Source organism: Haemophilus haemolyticus, assembly GCF_001008275.1.
Taxonomy (GTDB): domain Bacteria; phylum Pseudomonadota; class Gammaproteobacteria; order Enterobacterales; family Pasteurellaceae; genus Haemophilus; species Haemophilus haemolyticus_P.
Genome location: NZ_LCTH01000049.1, coordinates 1 through 16,070 on the forward strand (window position 1 = coordinate 1; position 16,070 = coordinate 16,070).

13 protein-coding genes and 2 pseudogenes are annotated in these 16,070 nt (G+C 37.6%); 11 read left to right on the top strand and 4 right to left on the bottom strand.

Features of this window, described 5'->3' with window-relative positions; translation table 11 throughout:
* The first annotated feature begins 363 nt into the window (after nt 1–363).
* The 11 genes and pseudogenes from AAX15_RS07060 (at nt 364) to AAX15_RS07105 (ending at nt 13,598) form a co-directional block, all read left to right on the top strand.
* A complete protein-coding gene (locus AAX15_RS07060) occupies nt 364–816 on the top strand; it encodes a DUF441 domain-containing protein (RefSeq protein WP_046939760.1) in 453 nt (150 codons plus the stop codon).
* Nucleotides 817–1,191: a DUF423 domain-containing protein gene (locus tag AAX15_RS07065; protein WP_046939762.1), complete on the top strand. Its 375-nt coding sequence runs from the start codon at nt 817–819 to the stop codon at nt 1,189–1,191.
* Nucleotides 1,188–5,099, top strand: a complete 3,912-nt coding sequence (hrpA, locus tag AAX15_RS07070; RefSeq protein ID WP_046939764.1) for an ATP-dependent RNA helicase HrpA — start codon at nt 1,188–1,190, stop codon at nt 5,097–5,099. The genes AAX15_RS07065 and hrpA overlap by 4 nt, the downstream gene beginning before the upstream one ends.
* A 175-nt stretch (nt 5,100–5,274) precedes the next feature.
* On the top strand, nt 5,275–7,368 hold the full coding sequence (locus AAX15_RS09640) for a P-loop ATPase, Sll1717 family (protein ID WP_046939766.1): 2,094 nt from the start codon (nt 5,275–5,277) through the stop codon (nt 7,366–7,368).
* A gap of 383 nt (nt 7,369–7,751) precedes the next feature.
* A pseudogene (locus tag AAX15_RS09730) lies at nt 7,752–7,853 on the top strand (DUF3418 domain-containing protein); the annotation flags it as partial.
* Between the two features lie 256 nt (nt 7,854–8,109).
* Nucleotides 8,110–9,636: an ammonia-forming nitrite reductase cytochrome c552 subunit gene (gene nrfA / locus AAX15_RS07080; RefSeq protein WP_046939768.1), complete on the top strand. Its 1,527-nt coding sequence runs from the start codon at nt 8,110–8,112 to the stop codon at nt 9,634–9,636.
* A 76-nt stretch (nt 9,637–9,712) separates the two neighbouring features.
* The gene (nrfB, locus tag AAX15_RS07085) at nt 9,713–10,363 is read left to right on the top strand and encodes a cytochrome c nitrite reductase pentaheme subunit (RefSeq protein ID WP_005634454.1); all 651 of its coding nucleotides are present in this window, start codon (nt 9,713–9,715) and stop codon (nt 10,361–10,363) included.
* Nucleotides 10,360–11,037: a cytochrome c nitrite reductase Fe-S protein gene (gene nrfC, locus AAX15_RS07090; protein WP_046939769.1), complete on the top strand. Its 678-nt coding sequence runs from the start codon at nt 10,360–10,362 to the stop codon at nt 11,035–11,037. Before nrfB ends, nrfC begins: the two co-directional genes overlap by 4 nt.
* Nucleotides 11,034–11,999 carry a cytochrome c nitrite reductase subunit NrfD gene (nrfD, locus tag AAX15_RS07095; RefSeq protein WP_009500169.1) on the top strand — a complete coding sequence of 322 codons (966 nt, stop codon included), beginning with the start codon at nt 11,034–11,036 and terminating at the stop codon, nt 11,997–11,999. Before nrfC ends, nrfD begins: the two co-directional genes overlap by 4 nt.
* A 100-nt stretch (nt 12,000–12,099) precedes the next feature.
* Nucleotides 12,100–12,509 (top strand): annotated as a pseudogene (locus AAX15_RS07100) (hypothetical protein).
* Nucleotides 12,510–12,773: 264 nt separating this feature from the next.
* Complete coding sequence (locus AAX15_RS07105) at nt 12,774–13,598, top strand: class II glutamine amidotransferase (protein WP_046939771.1); 825 nt, start codon at nt 12,774–12,776, stop codon at nt 13,596–13,598.
* Between the two features lie 56 nt (nt 13,599–13,654).
* Here the strand turns inward: AAX15_RS07105 and AAX15_RS07110 are convergent, their stop codons facing one another.
* From AAX15_RS07110 to bcp, 4 genes are all read right to left on the bottom strand, one after another.
* Complete coding sequence (locus AAX15_RS07110) at nt 13,655–14,428, bottom strand: energy transducer TonB (protein ID WP_046939773.1); 774 nt, start codon at nt 14,426–14,428, stop codon at nt 13,655–13,657.
* Between the two features lie 9 nt (nt 14,429–14,437).
* Nucleotides 14,438–14,881, bottom strand: a complete 444-nt coding sequence (gene exbD / locus AAX15_RS07115; RefSeq protein ID WP_046939774.1) for a TonB system transport protein ExbD — start codon at nt 14,879–14,881, stop codon at nt 14,438–14,440.
* Nucleotides 14,882–14,884: 3 nt separating this feature from the next.
* Nucleotides 14,885–15,337 carry a TonB-system energizer ExbB gene (gene exbB / locus AAX15_RS07120; protein ID WP_005627854.1) on the bottom strand — a complete coding sequence of 151 codons (453 nt, stop codon included), beginning with the start codon at nt 15,335–15,337 and terminating at the stop codon, nt 14,885–14,887.
* A 166-nt stretch (nt 15,338–15,503) separates the two neighbouring features.
* A complete protein-coding gene (gene bcp / locus AAX15_RS07125; protein WP_046939776.1) occupies nt 15,504–15,971 on the bottom strand; it encodes a thioredoxin-dependent thiol peroxidase in 468 nt (155 codons plus the stop codon).
* Nucleotides 15,972–16,070 lie beyond the last annotated feature (99 nt).

Consider the following 16,070-nt stretch of genomic DNA (forward strand, 5'->3'; position numbering starts at 1 on the left):
AACTGGTGTTGGACGAGCATCTGCAAAATTTGAAGTAGATTTACAAGCAGTCAAACTTAGTGCAATACACATCGCTAATGCGGTTGTTTTTAACGTTGGTTTCATAACTTTTTCCTTTAAATATAAAGATATCGATTAATGCTTTCATTGAAATCATACTGACTACATAATGCCTTATTAACAATAAATTCCAATAAAAACTTCGGTATAATAAACCAAAAAAACATAAACGATAAATGAAAATTATTCACATCTGTAAACTTTAAACGCAATTTCTAAATAAATAGAGTGTTCGGTAATTCTATTCATTTTCATGATAGAATGCGCCTTAAATTTTTTTGTTTTTCACCGCACTTTTCAAGTATGTCGTTACAATTCAATATAATCGCCTTATTACTGGTGATTTTAATTATTCTCGGGTTACTCAGTCATAACAATGCAATTACCATTTCTGCTGCCGTATTACTTATCATGCAGCAAACTTTTTTATCTTCACACATTCCTTTGCTTGAAAAATATGGCATTAAAATTGGTATCATTATTTTAACCATTGGGGTTTTAAGCCCCTTAGTTTCCGGGAAAATTCAGTTGCCTGATTTATCAGGTTTTCTTAGTTGGAAAATGGCACTTTCCATTTCCGTTGGTGTGCTTGTGGCATGGCTTGCCGGAAAAGGTGTGCCTTTAATGGGCGAACAACCGATTTTAGTCACTGGCTTGCTTATTGGCACAATTATTGGTGTAGCATTTTTAGGTGGAATTCCTGTTGGCCCACTTATTGCTGCAGGTATATTAGCTTTACTTTTAGGGAAAATTTAAATGAAAAACAAATATCTTACTCTTGCTGCTTTAAGCGGTTTCTTCTGTGTCTCACTAGGCGCATTTGCAGCACATGGCTTAAGTCATATATTAGAAGCCAAAGCATTATCATGGATTGATACGGGTTTAAAATATCAAATGTTCCATACTATTGCAGTACTTGCCGTTGCATTATCCGCTTTACGTGACAACAAATTCGCCCGTTTATCCATGTATTCTTGGTTAATTGGAACCTTATTATTTAGTGGAAGTTTATACGCCCTCGCTTTCGGAGCAAGCAATGTAATTGTGTGGATTACGCCTATTGGCGGAACTTTATTTTTAATCGGATGGATTAGCTTAACTTACGGAAGTTTCAAAAGTAAATCTCTATGAAAAACAGATCGGTAAAACACGCATTAACACCTTTACAACAATCTCTTTATTCTCAATTAAATGACATCATGTTGGTGGAACAACGTCGCTTATCCGCCCGCATCCATGGCATCGGTAAGATTAAAAGCCAAGAGGCTCAACAAGCTGTTGCCGCTGAAATCCAGCTGCAGATTGAACAGGCTCAATTACGTGTAGAAAATCGTAAAAGTGCGGTCAAAAATCCGATTGTTTTTCCAGAGAGTTTGCCGGTTAGTCAACGCAAAGCAGAAATTCAAAAACTGCTTTCTGAACATCAGGTCATTGTGGTGGCAGGGGAAACCGGTTCAGGTAAAACCACCCAATTGCCGAAAATGTGTTTGGAATTAGGTTTCGGCAATTTGGGCATGATTAGTCATACTCAACCACGCCGTATTGCCGCTCGTTCGGTGGCAGCGCGTATTGCGGAAGAACTGGAAACGGAGCTGGGCGGTTTAGTTGGTTATAAGGTTCGTTTTAACGATCAAATCAGTGATGATACGCAAATCAAGTTGATGACCGATGGGATCCTGCTAGCAGAAATTCAAAACGATCGTTTCCTCAACCAATATTCTTGTTTGATTATCGATGAAGCCCACGAACGCAGCCTAAACAACGATTTTATTCTCGGTTATCTGAAACAGCTTTTACCACGTCGTCGTGATTTAAAGGTCATCATCACTTCTGCAACCATTGATGTAGAACGCTTTTCTAAACACTTTAACAATGCGCCGATTATTGAAGTCTCAGGCAGAACCTATCCTGTTGAAGTGCGTTATCGTCCCCTAGTGGAAGAAGACGATCAAGATCAGCTACAAGGCATTCTCAACGCAGTGGATGAACTGCAAGCAGAAGGTCGTGGCGATATTTTGATCTTTATGAATGGTGAGCGTGAAATTCGTGATACCGCTGAAGCCTTACAAAAACAAAATCTAAAACACACGGAAATTCTACCGCTCTTTGCTCGCTTGTCTGCGCAAGAACAGAATAAAATTTTCCATCCAAACGGATTAAATCGCATCGTGTTGGCGACCAACGTCGCAGAAACCTCATTGACCGTACCGGACATTAAATATGTGATTGACCCGGGTACTGCACGAATTTCCCGTTATAGCTATCGCACCAAAGTACAACGTTTACCGATTGAACCCATTTCACAGGCATCTGCTAATCAGCGTAAAGGTCGTTGTGGTCGTGTAAGTGAAGGGATTTGTATTCGTTTATATTCGGAAGAGGATTTTAATTCTCGTCCGGAGTTTACTGATCCTGAAATTCTGCGCACCAATTTAGCCTCCGTTATTTTGCAAATGACGGCATTGGGTTTGGATGATATTGAAGCTTTCCCATTTGTTGATGCGCCAGATAAACGCCATATTCAAGATGGGATAAAACTGTTGGAAGAATTGAGTGCGTTTGAAATGGTTCGCACTAAAACGGGCGAGAAACGTCAATTAACGGCAGTAGGCCGTCAATTATCGCAACTCCCTGTGGATCCACGTTTAGCGAAAATGTTGCTGAGCGCAGTTTCACAAGGTGCGTTGCATGAAGTGATGATTATTGTTGCTGCTTTATCTATTCAAGATCCGCGCGAGCGCCCACAAGAAAAACAGCAAGCTTCCGATGAAAAACATCGTCGTTTTGCCGATAAAAAATCAGATTTCTTGGCTTTCCTCAATCTTTGGCGTTATCTACAAGAACAACAAAAAGAATTGAGTAAAAACCAATTACGCCGTCAATGCCAAAAGGATTTCTTAAATTATTTACGTATTCGCGAATGGCAAGATATTTATCATCAAATTCGTTTAACCGTCCGTGAAATGGGCTTGCCGATTAATTCTGAAAAAGCAGAATATCAGCAAATTCATACCGCACTTTTAAGCGGTTTGCTTTCTCATATCGGTTTGAAAGAAACGGAGAAACAACAATATCTTGGCGCCCGCAATGCGCATTTTGCGATTTTCCCCAATTCTGTGCTTTTCAAAAAACAACCGAAATGGGTGATGGCGGCAGAGTTAGTGGAAACCTCCAAACTTTGGGGGCGTATGGTGGCGGAAATCGAGCCAGAATGGATCGAGCCACTTGCCGAGCATTTAATAAAAAAATCCTATTCCGAACCGCGTTGGTCGAAATCTCGTGGCGCCGTGATTGCTGATGAGAAAGTCACGCTTTACGGTGTGCCGATTGTGGCTGCGCGACCAGTGAATTACGGTGCTATTGATCCAACGGTAAGCCGTGAGATCTTTATTCAATCTGCCTTAGTCGAAGGGGATTGGAATACCAAGCATAAATTCTTCAAAGAAAATCAACGACTCGTTCGAGAAGTAGAGGATTTGGAACACAAAAGTCGCCGCCGCGATATTTTGGTGGATGAACGCACGCTTTTTGAATTTTACGATCAGCGTATTGGCACGGAAGTGGTTTCCCAAAAACATTTTGATACCTGGTGGAAAAAGGCGCAGCAAAAAGATCCGGAATTGCTTAATTTTGAACGTTCATTCTTGATTAATGATGATGCGGAGCAAGTGAGCAAGTTGGACTTCCCAAATTTCTGGCATCAAGGCAATTTAAAACTCAAACTGACTTATCAATTTGAACCAGGCACCGATGCAGATGGGGTGACAGTGCATATTCCGTTACCGTTGCTCAATCAAGTGGAAATGACGGGGTTTGACTGGCAAATTCCAGGCTTGCGTGAAGAATTGGTGATTGCGTTGATTAAATCTCTGCCGAAATCTTATCGCCGTAACTTCGTGCCTGCACCCAATTATGCTCAAGCCTTTTTAGGGCGCGCAGTGCCGTTGGAAAAACCATTGTTGGATACATTAATTTATGAATTGCGTCGCATGACGGGTGTTACCGTAGAAGCGGAACATTGGAATTGGGAACAAATTCCAAGCCATTTGAAAATGACCTTCTGCGTGGTGGATGAAAATGGCAAGAAAATTGCCGAATCCATGAATTTGGATGAGCTGAAATTTAACTTAAAAGATCGCGTGCAGGAAAGCATTTCTGCTGTGGCAGATGATGGTATTGAACAAAGCGGGCTGCATATTTGGAGTTTTGCAGATTTACCACAATGTTACGAACAAAAACAACGTGGTTTCAGCGTCAAAGCGTTTCCGGCCATTGTAGATGAAAAAGATGCCGTAGGTATTAAACTATTTGAAACAGAATTTGAGCAAGCGGTGGCGATGCAACAAGGTTTACGCCGCTTGTTGTTGCTTAATGTACCATCGCCGATTAAATATCTGCATGAAAAATTGCCGAATAAGGCTAAATTGGGTCTGTATTTTACCCCGTTTGGTCGCGTGTTAGATTTGATTGACGACTGTATTGCTTGTGCGGTGGATAAACTGATTGCCGATTTTGGCGGGTTTGTTTGGGATGAAGCAGGCTTTGAAAAATTGCGTGATTTCGTTCGAGAAAACCTGAACGAAGTGACCGTCGATATTGCACAGAAAGTGGAGCAGATCCTATCCCTCAACCATGCCTTAAACCAACGTCTAAAAGGCAAAATGGATTTCACGATGGCATTCGCATTGTCCGACATCAAATCACAACTTTCAGGCTTGGTGTATCAAGGTTTTGTGCAAAAGAGCGGTTACGATCGTCTACCAGATTTACAGCGCTATCTGCAAGCCGTTGATAAACGTATCGATAAACTGGCTCAAGATGTGAACCGCGATCGTGCGGCTATGTTACGCGTGGAACAGGTACAACAGTCTTACCAACAATTGCTCGCTAAACTTCCGAAATCTAAACCTATTTCCGATGAAGTGGCAGAAATTCGCTATATGATTGAAGAATTGCGTGTGAGTTTATTTGCGCAGCAATTAGGCACGAAGTATCAGGTGTCGGAGAAGAGGGTTTTGAATGTTATAGAACGATTTTAAAGAATAGTATTGTTTTTTAAATCTTTTGATTATTTTCTCATACTTTCTTTGTATTATGCTTGCTAATAGATATATAAAATATATTTCTGTTCTTTAGTATTTTTATAGGGGGAAATACAATATATTTAATATATTATGTTATCAGGCTTATACAAAATTATCTTAAGGTGTATATATGAACCAATCCATTAACTATAAATCAAATCCATTTGGTGATGTTACTGCAGAAAATGATAAGAGAATGCTTTCTTCAGCATTTTTAGAAACTCCAGATTTCCGAACTCTAATAGAGTCAGATGATAGGACTATTGTTGTAGGAAGAAGAGGAACAGGAAAAAGTGCCTTATTTCAACAACTGAAAAAGCATTGGGAAAGTGATAAAAAAATTTTGGTACTCACATTTTCACCAGATGATACTGAAATTATTGGATTCAGAGCTATTTTGCGGCCTTTTTCTAGTAATTTTAATTTAGCTAGAGCAGTAACAAAGATTCTTTGGAAATATGCAATGTTAATGGAGATATCATCATATATCTCTAGTCACTATAAATTATCTAAGCTGTTGCCTAAATCGCCAATTATTTCAAAACATTTAGAAGAATGGAATTCTGCTAGTGGAGATGTTTTTCGGAGATGTAGATTAATTGCTAAAAAATATTTAGATGAAAGTGATCCTGAAGGTTCAATAGGGGATTTACAATTCAATTTAGAGCTTTCAGATATTGAGAGAATAATCACAGATTGTATAATTTCTTCTGATTTAGAGATAAAAATTTTGATGGATAAATTAGATGAGGGATATGAGTCTGATAATATTGGTGTTGGTATTATAGCTGGTATTACTTATGCGAGTATTGACTTAAATAAAAAAACTAATCATATAAGACCTATCATATTTCTTCGTGATAATATTTTTAGAACCTTATCTAAGCAGGATCCAGATTACTCACGTAATTTGGAAGGACAAGCCATAAGATTGCATTGGGATTGGGCTCAATTATTGACGTTAGTCGTTAGGAGAATGCGAGTAGCTTTTAATATTGAGAAAGAGAAAGATCAAAAAGTTTGGGATAGTGTGACCGCTGATGAACTAAAGGGGAGAAATGGGTTTAAGAGATGTTTACAGTTTACTTTATATAGACCTAGAGATCTTTTATCACTAATGAATGAGTCTTTTTACAATGCATTTAGAGAGAATAGAGATGTCATTATTAATAGTGATGTAGATAGTGCAGCTAAAACTATCTCTGTAGCCAGATTAGAAGATTTATGGAAAGAATATAACAAAATATTTCCATCTATTCAAATTGTTACTAGCCATTTTAGAGATATTGATCCTGAATTAACAGTATATTCTTGTTTACAAAAAATAGACTCAAGTTATGAAACAGCTAAGACGCAAGGAGATCCTAAAATTGTTTCAGAATTTGAATTATTAAAAAATACGGGGATTTTGCAAGGTTTATATAGTGTTGGATTTATTGGTATTTCTAGTAAACAATCATCTAGTTTTGTATTTTGTCATGATGGAAGAACTCCTGATAAAGGAGTTGATAATGATGATAAAATTCTAATTCATCCGTGTTATTGGATAGCATTAAATCTCGATAAGAATACATTAAGTCCTGAAGAAGCGGAGAGTATTCATGATGAATATGATATAAATATTGTTTCAGATAATCCAGAAATTAGAAATAGAAAAATTGGCCAAATAGTATCAGCCTTAGAATCTATTCCAGAAGGGAGAGAAGGAGCCTCTGAATTTGAACAGTGGTGTGTTGATGCTTTGCGAGTAGTGTTTGCAGCTCATTTAACTGATATCAGAAAGCATCCTAACATGGATAGCGTTCAACGCCGAGATATCACAGGCACGAATAATTCTAAATCTGACTTTTGGAAAAGGGTGTATGAAGATTATTCTTCTAGACAAGTTATATTTGATGCTAAGAATTATAAAGAATTGCATAACTCTGAATATAGGCAGTTGCAATCCTATTTGACAGGGATATATGGTAAACTAGGATTCATTATTAATAGAGATGACAAACCAGAATTAACAGGTAATAACTTAGATTGGACAAAAGAAATATATTTTTCTCATGGGGCACTTATCATAAAATTACCAGCTAAATTTATTGTTAAACTTTTACAAAAATTAAGAAGTCCAGATAAGCATGATGTAATTGATACTCAAATGGCAAAGTTATTAACCACATATGAGACATTGTATTTATCTCTCAAAACTACTAGATCTAAAAATTCTAAATAATATACCCAAAGTAGGTCCCCTCGATGGCGCACGATTCCTAACGTGTGCCTTTTCCAAAATAGCGCAAGCGTCCACACTTGTACTTATTTAGTCCAAGCGAGGATGCTTGTACCATCTTTTAGTTTTTAAAAGTGCGGTCATTTTTCAAATGTCTTTCAACCTCAAAAACACTTTCAAAATCTACCGCACTTTTGCTTATCAAAACTCCACATAAACCTTCTTCCCCAATCCTTCCGTAGTACGTTGTAAAAAGGCAAGTGACGGGTTGTGGTTGCTTGATTCAAAACGACAGATACACTTTGGGCGATGCAGTTTTTCTGCAAAACCGTTTTGGCTGAGTTGCTATTCTTAGCGTAATTTAATGATCTAACGAATAAATTTAATACGTGATAGAAAAATTACGAGTCAGTTTATTTGCTCAACAGCTGGGTACAAAATATCAAATATCGGATAAAAGAATAGCAAATATTATTAGTCAATATTAATGATAATAATACTCAAAATTAAGGCGGTATAAACCGCCTTACATTTATTCAAAACAACACATACCTCTTTGTAAGTATTTTGAAAAATAAGTTTGATCAATCTCACATTTTTTAGTTATGCGAGTGGAAAAACTTTTTTCTTTTGATATCTTACGCGCGAGTGAATCTATATCCACACATTTTATGTGGTATTAAGAATAATTCTCAACTTTCTATTTAACCTAACCTTTTTATTACAACAAATGGAGTGATTATCGTGAACGCATTCAAAAAAAGCCTCATTGTGGCAGCGTCTTTCGCGAGTTTAAGCTTATTTAACTCAGCGATAGCTGATATGGTTTATAAGCCATTAGAACAACCTGTTGAACCAGTAAAACCAGATTTGAAAATTGAATCTGTAAATGAAAAATTTGCAGAAAAATATCCAAATCAATATAACAGCTGGCGTTCAACTGCAAACGGAAACGGCGAAAAAATTATTTATGCCGATGAAGAAAATCCACGCTTAATCGTTCTTTGGGGCGGTTATGCATTTGCAAAAGAATACAATGCACCGCGTGGTCACTTTTATGCGGTGACTGATGTTCGTAACATTCTACGAACTGGCGCACCAAAAACTGCAAATGATGGTCCACAACCAATGGCATGTTGGACATGTAAAGGGCCTGATGTTCCACGTTTAATTGCGGAATGGGGCGAAAAAGATTATTTCAACGCGAAATGGGCAAAAGGTGGTCCAGAAATCGTGAACTCAATCGGCTGTGCTGACTGTCACGATACGACCTCTAAAGATTTTGCTGAAGGAAAACCAGCATTACGTATTGCTCGTCCACACGTATTACGCGCGCTTGACGCTTTAGAAAAAGCAACTGCTGAAAAAGATAAAGCGGAAGGTCGCCCACACAATAATTTAAGTTTCAACACTGCAGCTCGTACTGAAAAACGCGCTGAAATCTGTGCAAACTGTCACGTTGAATACTACTTCGCAGGCGATATCAAACAAGTAACCTTCCCTTGGAATAAAGGTCAAACTGTTGATGATATTGAAAAATATTACGATGAAATTGGTTTTAGTGACTGGACTCATAGCCTTTCTAAAGCACCAATGTTAAAAGCTCAACACCCTGACTTTGAAATTTGGTCTTTAGGTATGCACGGTAAAAATGGTGTAACTTGTGTAGACTGTCACATGCCTAAAGTACAAGGTAAAGACGGTAAAGTTTATACTGATCACCAAATTCAAAATCCATTCGATGCATTTGACCGCACTTGTGCAAACTGTCACGATCAAAGCAAAGAAAAATTACGCGATATCGTTACTTCACGTAAAAAAGAAGTGAAAGATGTAATGGGTCGTTTAGAAGAGCAAGTTGTTAAAGCTCACTTTGAAGCGAAAGCTGCTTGGGATGCAGGTGCAACTAAAGAAGAAATGGAAGCGGCATTAATGGATATTCGTCATGCTCAATGGCGTTGGGATTATGCTGCAGCGAGCCACGGTGGCCATATGCACGCACCTGAAGTAATGCTTCGTGTATTAGGCTCTGGCTTAGATAAAGCCGCGGATGCTCGTACTAAACTTGCAGCAATCTTAACTAAACACGGTGTTAAAACTCCAGTTCAAATCCCAGATATTTCAACAGCTGATAAAGCGTGGAAAGTAATGGGGATTGATATTGAAAAAGAACGCAAAGCTAAAGAAGAATTCTTAAAAACTGTGGTACCACAATGGGAACAACAAGCTAAAGAAAAAGGCTTATTAGTTGATCCACCAGCACAAAAATAAATGAAAAATCCACCGCACTTTTAAGTGCAAACTAGAACGTGCGGTGATTTTCAAGGTCAAATTTGAGGTAACCCAAATGAATTTAACTTCTTTAATCAACAAATCTGCAAAAGCGTTAGCGTTAAGTGCGGCATTTGTAGCTGCGCCATTTTTGGCTCATGCTGATGATGCACAAAAACCTGCGGATCATTTTACTTATGAACCGCAATTAGATAACCAACGCGATCCAAATCAATATTGCGCTAAATGCCATAAATTCGACAAAGTAGATAAAAACCAAACTGTAGATCAGTCTGGTGGAGAACTCCACTTTGGTAAATTCCATGGTGCACACTTAGATAAAAAAAATCCAAATAACGGTAAAGCAATTACTTGTGTAAGCTGTCACGGTAACGTTTCTGAAAATCATCGTCGTGGTGCTAAAGATGTTATGCGTTTTGAAGGGGATATTTTCGGTAATAAAAAACCGATGTATTCAGTTCAAGAACAAAACCAAGTTTGTTTTGCTTGTCACCAACCTGACAAACTTCGTGAAAAACTATGGGCGCATGATGTACACGCAATGAAATTACCTTGTGCAAGTTGCCATACTCTTCACCCGAAAGAAGATGCAATGAAAGGTATTCAACCAAAACAACGCGTTAAACTTTGCGTAGATTGCCATGGTGAACAACAAAAACGTAAAGCAGAACAAGATAAACTAACCGAACAAAAGGATAAACAATGACAGCCTGCTCACGCCGAAACTTTGTTTCCGGCATGGGGGCAGTGATCCTTATGACGGGAACATCTTTACCTTCTTTTGCGAAAGAAGACAAGGCGGATAAACCTAAACGTTACGCAATGGTACACGATGAAAACTCGTGTATCGGCTGTACAGCCTGTATGGATGCATGCCGTGATGTAAACCAAGTGCCAGAAGGCGTTTCTCGCTTGGAAATCTTGCGCAGTGAGCCTTACGGTGAATTTCCAAATCAGGAATATGAGTTCTTCCGTCAATCTTGCCAACATTGTACAAATGCACCTTGCGTAGCAGTTTGTCCAACTGGTGCATCTTTTATTGATAAAGAGACTGGCATTGTAGATGTACATAAAGATTTATGCGTAGGCTGCCAATACTGTATAGCAGTTTGCCCATATCGCGTACGTTTTATTCATCCAGTACATCGTACCGCAGATAAATGTAACTTCTGTCGCGATACAAATTTAGCTAATGGTAAACAACCGGCTTGTGTGGAAGCTTGTCCAACCAAAGCATTAACCTTTGGGGATATGAATGATCCAATGAGTGCAGTTTCACGTAAAGTGAAAGAAAAACCGGTTTATCGCACTAAAGTGGAATTGGGTACACAACCAAACTTGTACCACATTCCATTCCAACATGGGGAGCCTAGAAGATGACATTAGATTATCCAGTTCCATTTCATACGCCTAATCTAGTGTGGGATTCTACCATTGCGATCTACTTGTTCTTATTGGGGATCTCATCTGGTGCGGTACAGTTAGCTATTGCGTATAAACGCAGTAATAAAATAGAAAATCTAAGCCAAAACTGGATTATTCGATCTGGGGTAATTTTAGGCTCTGTACCAACATTAATTGGTTTAACGCTATTAATTTTCCACTTGGCTCGACCTTGGACATTCTGGAAATTGATGTTTAACTATCAATTTAACTCCGTAATGTCGATGGGGGTCATGCTATTCCAAATCTATATGTTGTTTTTAGTAATTTGGGGAGTGGTGATTTTCAAAAAAGAAATCGAAGCATTAATTAATCGCTTTATGCCAAAACTGCAATTTGTGATGAAACTCATCGGTATTGCAGAACGTATTGCAAGTCCAGTCGAAGTTATTCTTTTCATATTGGCTGCAGTGCTTGGAGCATACACAGGGTTCTTACTTTCTGCATTAATTAGCTATCCAATGTTGAATAATCCTGTATTACCTGCATTGTTCTTAGCCTCTGGTACATCATCTGGTATTGCTGCAACCTTCTTAATTATCTTGATTGCGGGAAAATTAAAAGGTGATTCTCACGAATCGCACTTCATCCACAAATTTGAAGTACCTATTATGGTGACAGAACTTGGTTTGCTTGTATGTTTCTTCGTTGGCTTACATTTTGGTGGTGGACAAAAAACAGTTGCATTACATAATGCATTATCTGGTTTTTGGGGAGCTGTGTTCTGGATTGGGGTATTCTTTATTGGTATCTTGATCCCATTAATCGCCAATATGTTTGTTAATGACCGTTTAAAATACAACCGTAACTTTATTATCTTGGTGTCAATTTTTGACTTAATTGGGGTATTCTGTCTACGTTTCTTTGTTTTATATGCGGGACAATTAACTGTGGCATAAATCAGAATTATGTGTATAAGAAAGGCGTATTAATAAATACGCCTTTTTTCTTGTTTAAATAAGGGGCTAACGTAGATTAGCAAGTGCGCTAGTCTATAAAATGAAGATAACTCATTGTAAATTAAATAAATCTATACAAAATAAGCTACTTAAATTTTTTGTATTAGAAGTTACAGCCCGAGCAGCGGCTTATTTACTTGGTATCCACGCCAATTCAGCAATTTTGTTTTTCCGAAAAATTCCTAAAGTCATTAGCTATCATTTAGCCATTGAAGCCGATGAGTTTTTTAATGTGAGCAAATTTCACCACGAACGAATCTATCATTACGAACTATTTGCGGTGAAACAAAACCACATAAATGGAATAGAAAATTTCTGGAGTCAGGCGAATAAAATACTCCGAAAATATAATGAAATTGACCGAAAAAACTTCCTTTATTCTTGAAGGAATGTGAATTTCGGTTTAACGTTGGAGCACCAAAAGAACAGCTTAAAACATTGAGAAAATAGTTCGGTATTTAGCGGTAATCTACGTCATCCCCATTTCTTTTTATCAATATTTATTACTTTAATTTTCAAATCCTATTTCTTTAAATAACTCTTATTAGAAATAATCAGTAACGATTTCTAGAAAATATTGTGTTAACTAAAAGAATCATTTCGAAGAGACCTAATACCTACATGACATGAAAAATACATAGAATCTCTCTTGATATTCCTTTCGTAATGGTGTTAAATCACTCACATATTGTGAGGTTATAACTTATTTAAATTATGTGTCAACTACTCGGAATGAATTGTAATACGCCGACGGATATTGTCTTTTCTTTTGAAGGTTTTCGTCGTCGTGCTGGTTTAACTGATTGTCATTCAGATGGCTTTGGAATTGCTTTTTTTGAAGGGCGTGGAGTACGTATTTTTCGCGACAATCAAGCTGCTAGCCTTTCACCTATCGCTGATTGTGTGAAGCAATATAAAATCAAGTCTTTGAATGTTATTGCACATATTCGTAAGGCGACTCAGGGTGAAGTGAATATTGAAAATACTCATCCGTTTATTCGTGAAATCTGGGGGCAAAACTGGGTTTTTGCTCATAATGGTAATTTGAAAAACCTACCAGATATGACAGAACATTTTTTGCAGCCAATAGGTTCTACAGATTCTGAAGCTGCTTTTTGTTATATGGCGGAATATCTTAAAAATACTTTTCGTAAAAAACCGAGTGAAATGGAAATTTTTGAGGCTATTCAAAAAGTAACAAAAGAGCTGGCTCAACACGGCACATTTAATTTTATTCTTTCTAATGGAGAATGGATGATAGCCCATTGTTCGACGAATTTACATTATGTCATGCGACAAGCGCCTTTTGGTAAAGCACACAGAATTGATGATGATGGTGTTATTGATTTTAGTGATTATGCAAAGGAAGGCGATAAAGTGAATATCATTACGACCTTTCCATTAACCAAAGATGAAAATTGGACAAAAATGGAAAATGGTGGATTTGTATTTTTTAAGAATGGGGACAAAATTGCTGAAGTGGTAGGTACTCCGAAAGAAGCGATTGATGATGGTACATTAGGTAATCGAGCAGCTTAATTAAATCTAACCAAAGAAAAGTGCGGTTAAACTCAAAGAGAATTAACCGCACTTTTTTATTGAAGCGTAAAACTAATTGGCACATTTAACCCTGAAGGGAATCCTGAAGGTCTTGCACCGACAGGTCTTGCGCTGTTAACTGCTTCTAATGCTGCATTATCTAGGCTTTCATCACCTGATGATTGAGTGACGCGAGCACCACTTAGTGAGCCATCAGGACCTACATTGAAGGATACGCTGACCTTACCTTGCTTACGCATCATTTTTGCGCGAGTAGGGTAACGTTTATGACGTTCAATTTCACGACGAATTGCGGAGCGATAGGCTGCCATTTCGCTCGTGTCTGTTCCACTACCAGCCACTTGTGCATTGCTATTGGTGGCGCCAGTTGTGGTCGCTTTAGCATTCACGTTTGCACTTGAATCAATGTTTTGATCACCTTTTGGTAGATCTTTATTGATTGGTTTTTCCTGTGGTTTAACGTCTTTTTTCGGTTTATCCTTTGGCTTTTCTTTAGGTTTTTCTTTTGGTTTTGGCTTTTCTTTTTCCGGTTCTTTGATTTTTTGTGGCTCAGGTTTCACCGTTGGATCTTCCACAACCTCTTGTTTTTCTGGTTCTGGCTCTTTTTGTACATTTTCTGGCTCAGGAGCAGGTTCTTCCATCACCATGCCTTGCACCATTTCCATGGAAATACTTGTGGATATGTCGCCTGATGCGCTATTGGCGCTATCACTTGGCTTATTCCAACTCCATAAGATTAATCCTACAACAATGCTGTGCACGATCAAAGAAATAAGCAAACCTAATAGCGAACGTTTTGTTTGCTGCATAATTATTCCTTAAGGCGTAGTTGGCACAGATTGAGCGGGTGCAGATTCTTGAGGATTTTTACCCGCACTTTTACCCTTATCTTTCATAGAAACAATAGCTACATTTTTGATCTCATTTTTAGAGAGCATATCTGTAATGGTAACAAAATCTTGGAAAGAGGCTTCAGCATCAATTTTTAATGTGACTTTTTGATCTTTATTCCATTGGGCAATTTCTGCTTCTAGGGCTTCTTGCGTAATAGGTCTATCATTGAAATAGAGTTGTTTATCCGCTGTCACAGTCAATAATTTAGCAAGCTCATCAGCTTTAAATGCAACGGCTGTACTGGCTTTAGGTACGTTAACTTTAATTTTACCTTGAGAGATAAAAGACGCAGTGATAAGTACTACAGCAAGTAACACCAACATAATATCAATGAAAGGGATAATGTTGATTTCATCGAATTTTTTCACAGACTATTCCTTATCTTTTTGTTCGTTTAACACTTTCCATTTCAAACGATTAACTTCAACTTTACGACCTAAACCGTTATAAAACACCATAGATGGAATAGCCACAAGAATACCTAATGCTGTCGCTTTTAATGCTAAAGATAAGTGCATCATAATCACGCCAGTATCGATTTCGCCACCGCCATGACCGATTTGATAAAACGTTAATAAAATCCCGATAACTGTACCAAGCAAACCAACATATGGTGCATTTGCGCCAATGGTGGAGATTACGGTCATATTGCGATTTAAATCGATATCTAATGCGTGAATGGTGGAATAGTGTGCGACGTTTACCTTTCTTAAGAAAAGATAACGTTCAATTACCATGGCTAACATAATAATGCTCATCAGTAATAATAAACCGATGATAAAGTAGTCACTGTACTGTTGTAAAAAATCAAAAAGCTGCATCATTTTTTCTGTCCTTATTATTTGAGAAATATCTTGGGAATATAATTGAGAATGAATTTCAATCAAGGATAAATTCTAGCAAAGGCAGAATAATGCGTAAATATCGAACTGAAAAAATAATGAATTTTTACCGCACTTTATATAGAAAAGTGCGGTAATTTTTGCAGGGTTATAGGGAGCGAAGATAATCTACGATAACTTGATGATGTTCTGTTGTTTTGAATTTATCAAATACGTGAATAATTTTTCCATTTTCATCAATTAAAAAACTAATTCGGTGAATTCCATCGTAAGTTTTACCCATGAATTTTTTCTCCCCCCATACACCAAATTGTTCTGCAATTTTGTGATCAGGATCGGAAAGTAGTGTGAAATTAAGGGCTTTTTTCTCAATAAATTGAGCTAATTTTTTCGGTGTATCGGTGCTAATGCCAAGTACAACTAAACCTAATTCATCTAATTCTGATTTACTATCACGCAATCCGCATGCTTGTGTTGTACAGCCAGGCGTGAGTACCTTCGGGTAAAAATAGACTAACACTTTTTTTCCGCGAAAATCATTTAAAGAAACGGGTTGTTCTTGCTGATTTAATAACGTAAAAATGGGTGCTTGGCTACCAACGGATAATGGATTCATAAAAATCTCCTTTGATGAAAAAATATTTGCAAATTCAAGTCATTTTAGCGACTATAACGAGCTATACCAAATAATAAAATTAAAAAACCAACGGAGGTT

Excerpts from the sequence above, each read along its gene's own strand:
- AAX15_RS07110 (WP_046939773.1), bottom strand. The coding sequence starts at position 14,428 with ATGCAGCAAACAAAACGTTCGCTATTAGGTTTGCTTATTTCTTTGATC.
- exbB (WP_005627854.1), bottom strand. The coding sequence starts at position 15,337 with ATGATGCAGCTTTTTGATTTTTTACAACAGTACAGTGACTACTTTATC.
- nrfB (WP_005634454.1), top strand. The coding sequence starts at position 9,713 with ATGAATTTAACTTCTTTAATCAACAAATCTGCAAAAGCGTTAGCGTTA.
- AAX15_RS07065 (WP_046939762.1), top strand. The coding sequence starts at position 817 with ATGAAAAACAAATATCTTACTCTTGCTGCTTTAAGCGGTTTCTTCTGT.
- AAX15_RS07105 (WP_046939771.1), top strand. The coding sequence starts at position 12,774 with ATGTGTCAACTACTCGGAATGAATTGTAATACGCCGACGGATATTGTC.
- nrfD (WP_009500169.1), top strand. The coding sequence starts at position 11,034 with ATGACATTAGATTATCCAGTTCCATTTCATACGCCTAATCTAGTGTGG.
- nrfC (WP_046939769.1), top strand. The coding sequence starts at position 10,360 with ATGACAGCCTGCTCACGCCGAAACTTTGTTTCCGGCATGGGGGCAGTG.
- AAX15_RS07060 (WP_046939760.1), top strand. The coding sequence starts at position 364 with ATGTCGTTACAATTCAATATAATCGCCTTATTACTGGTGATTTTAATT.
- AAX15_RS09640 (WP_046939766.1), top strand. The coding sequence starts at position 5,275 with ATGAACCAATCCATTAACTATAAATCAAATCCATTTGGTGATGTTACT.
- hrpA (WP_046939764.1), top strand. The coding sequence starts at position 1,188 with ATGAAAAACAGATCGGTAAAACACGCATTAACACCTTTACAACAATCT.
- bcp (WP_046939776.1), bottom strand. The coding sequence starts at position 15,971 with ATGAATCCATTATCCGTTGGTAGCCAAGCACCCATTTTTACGTTATTA.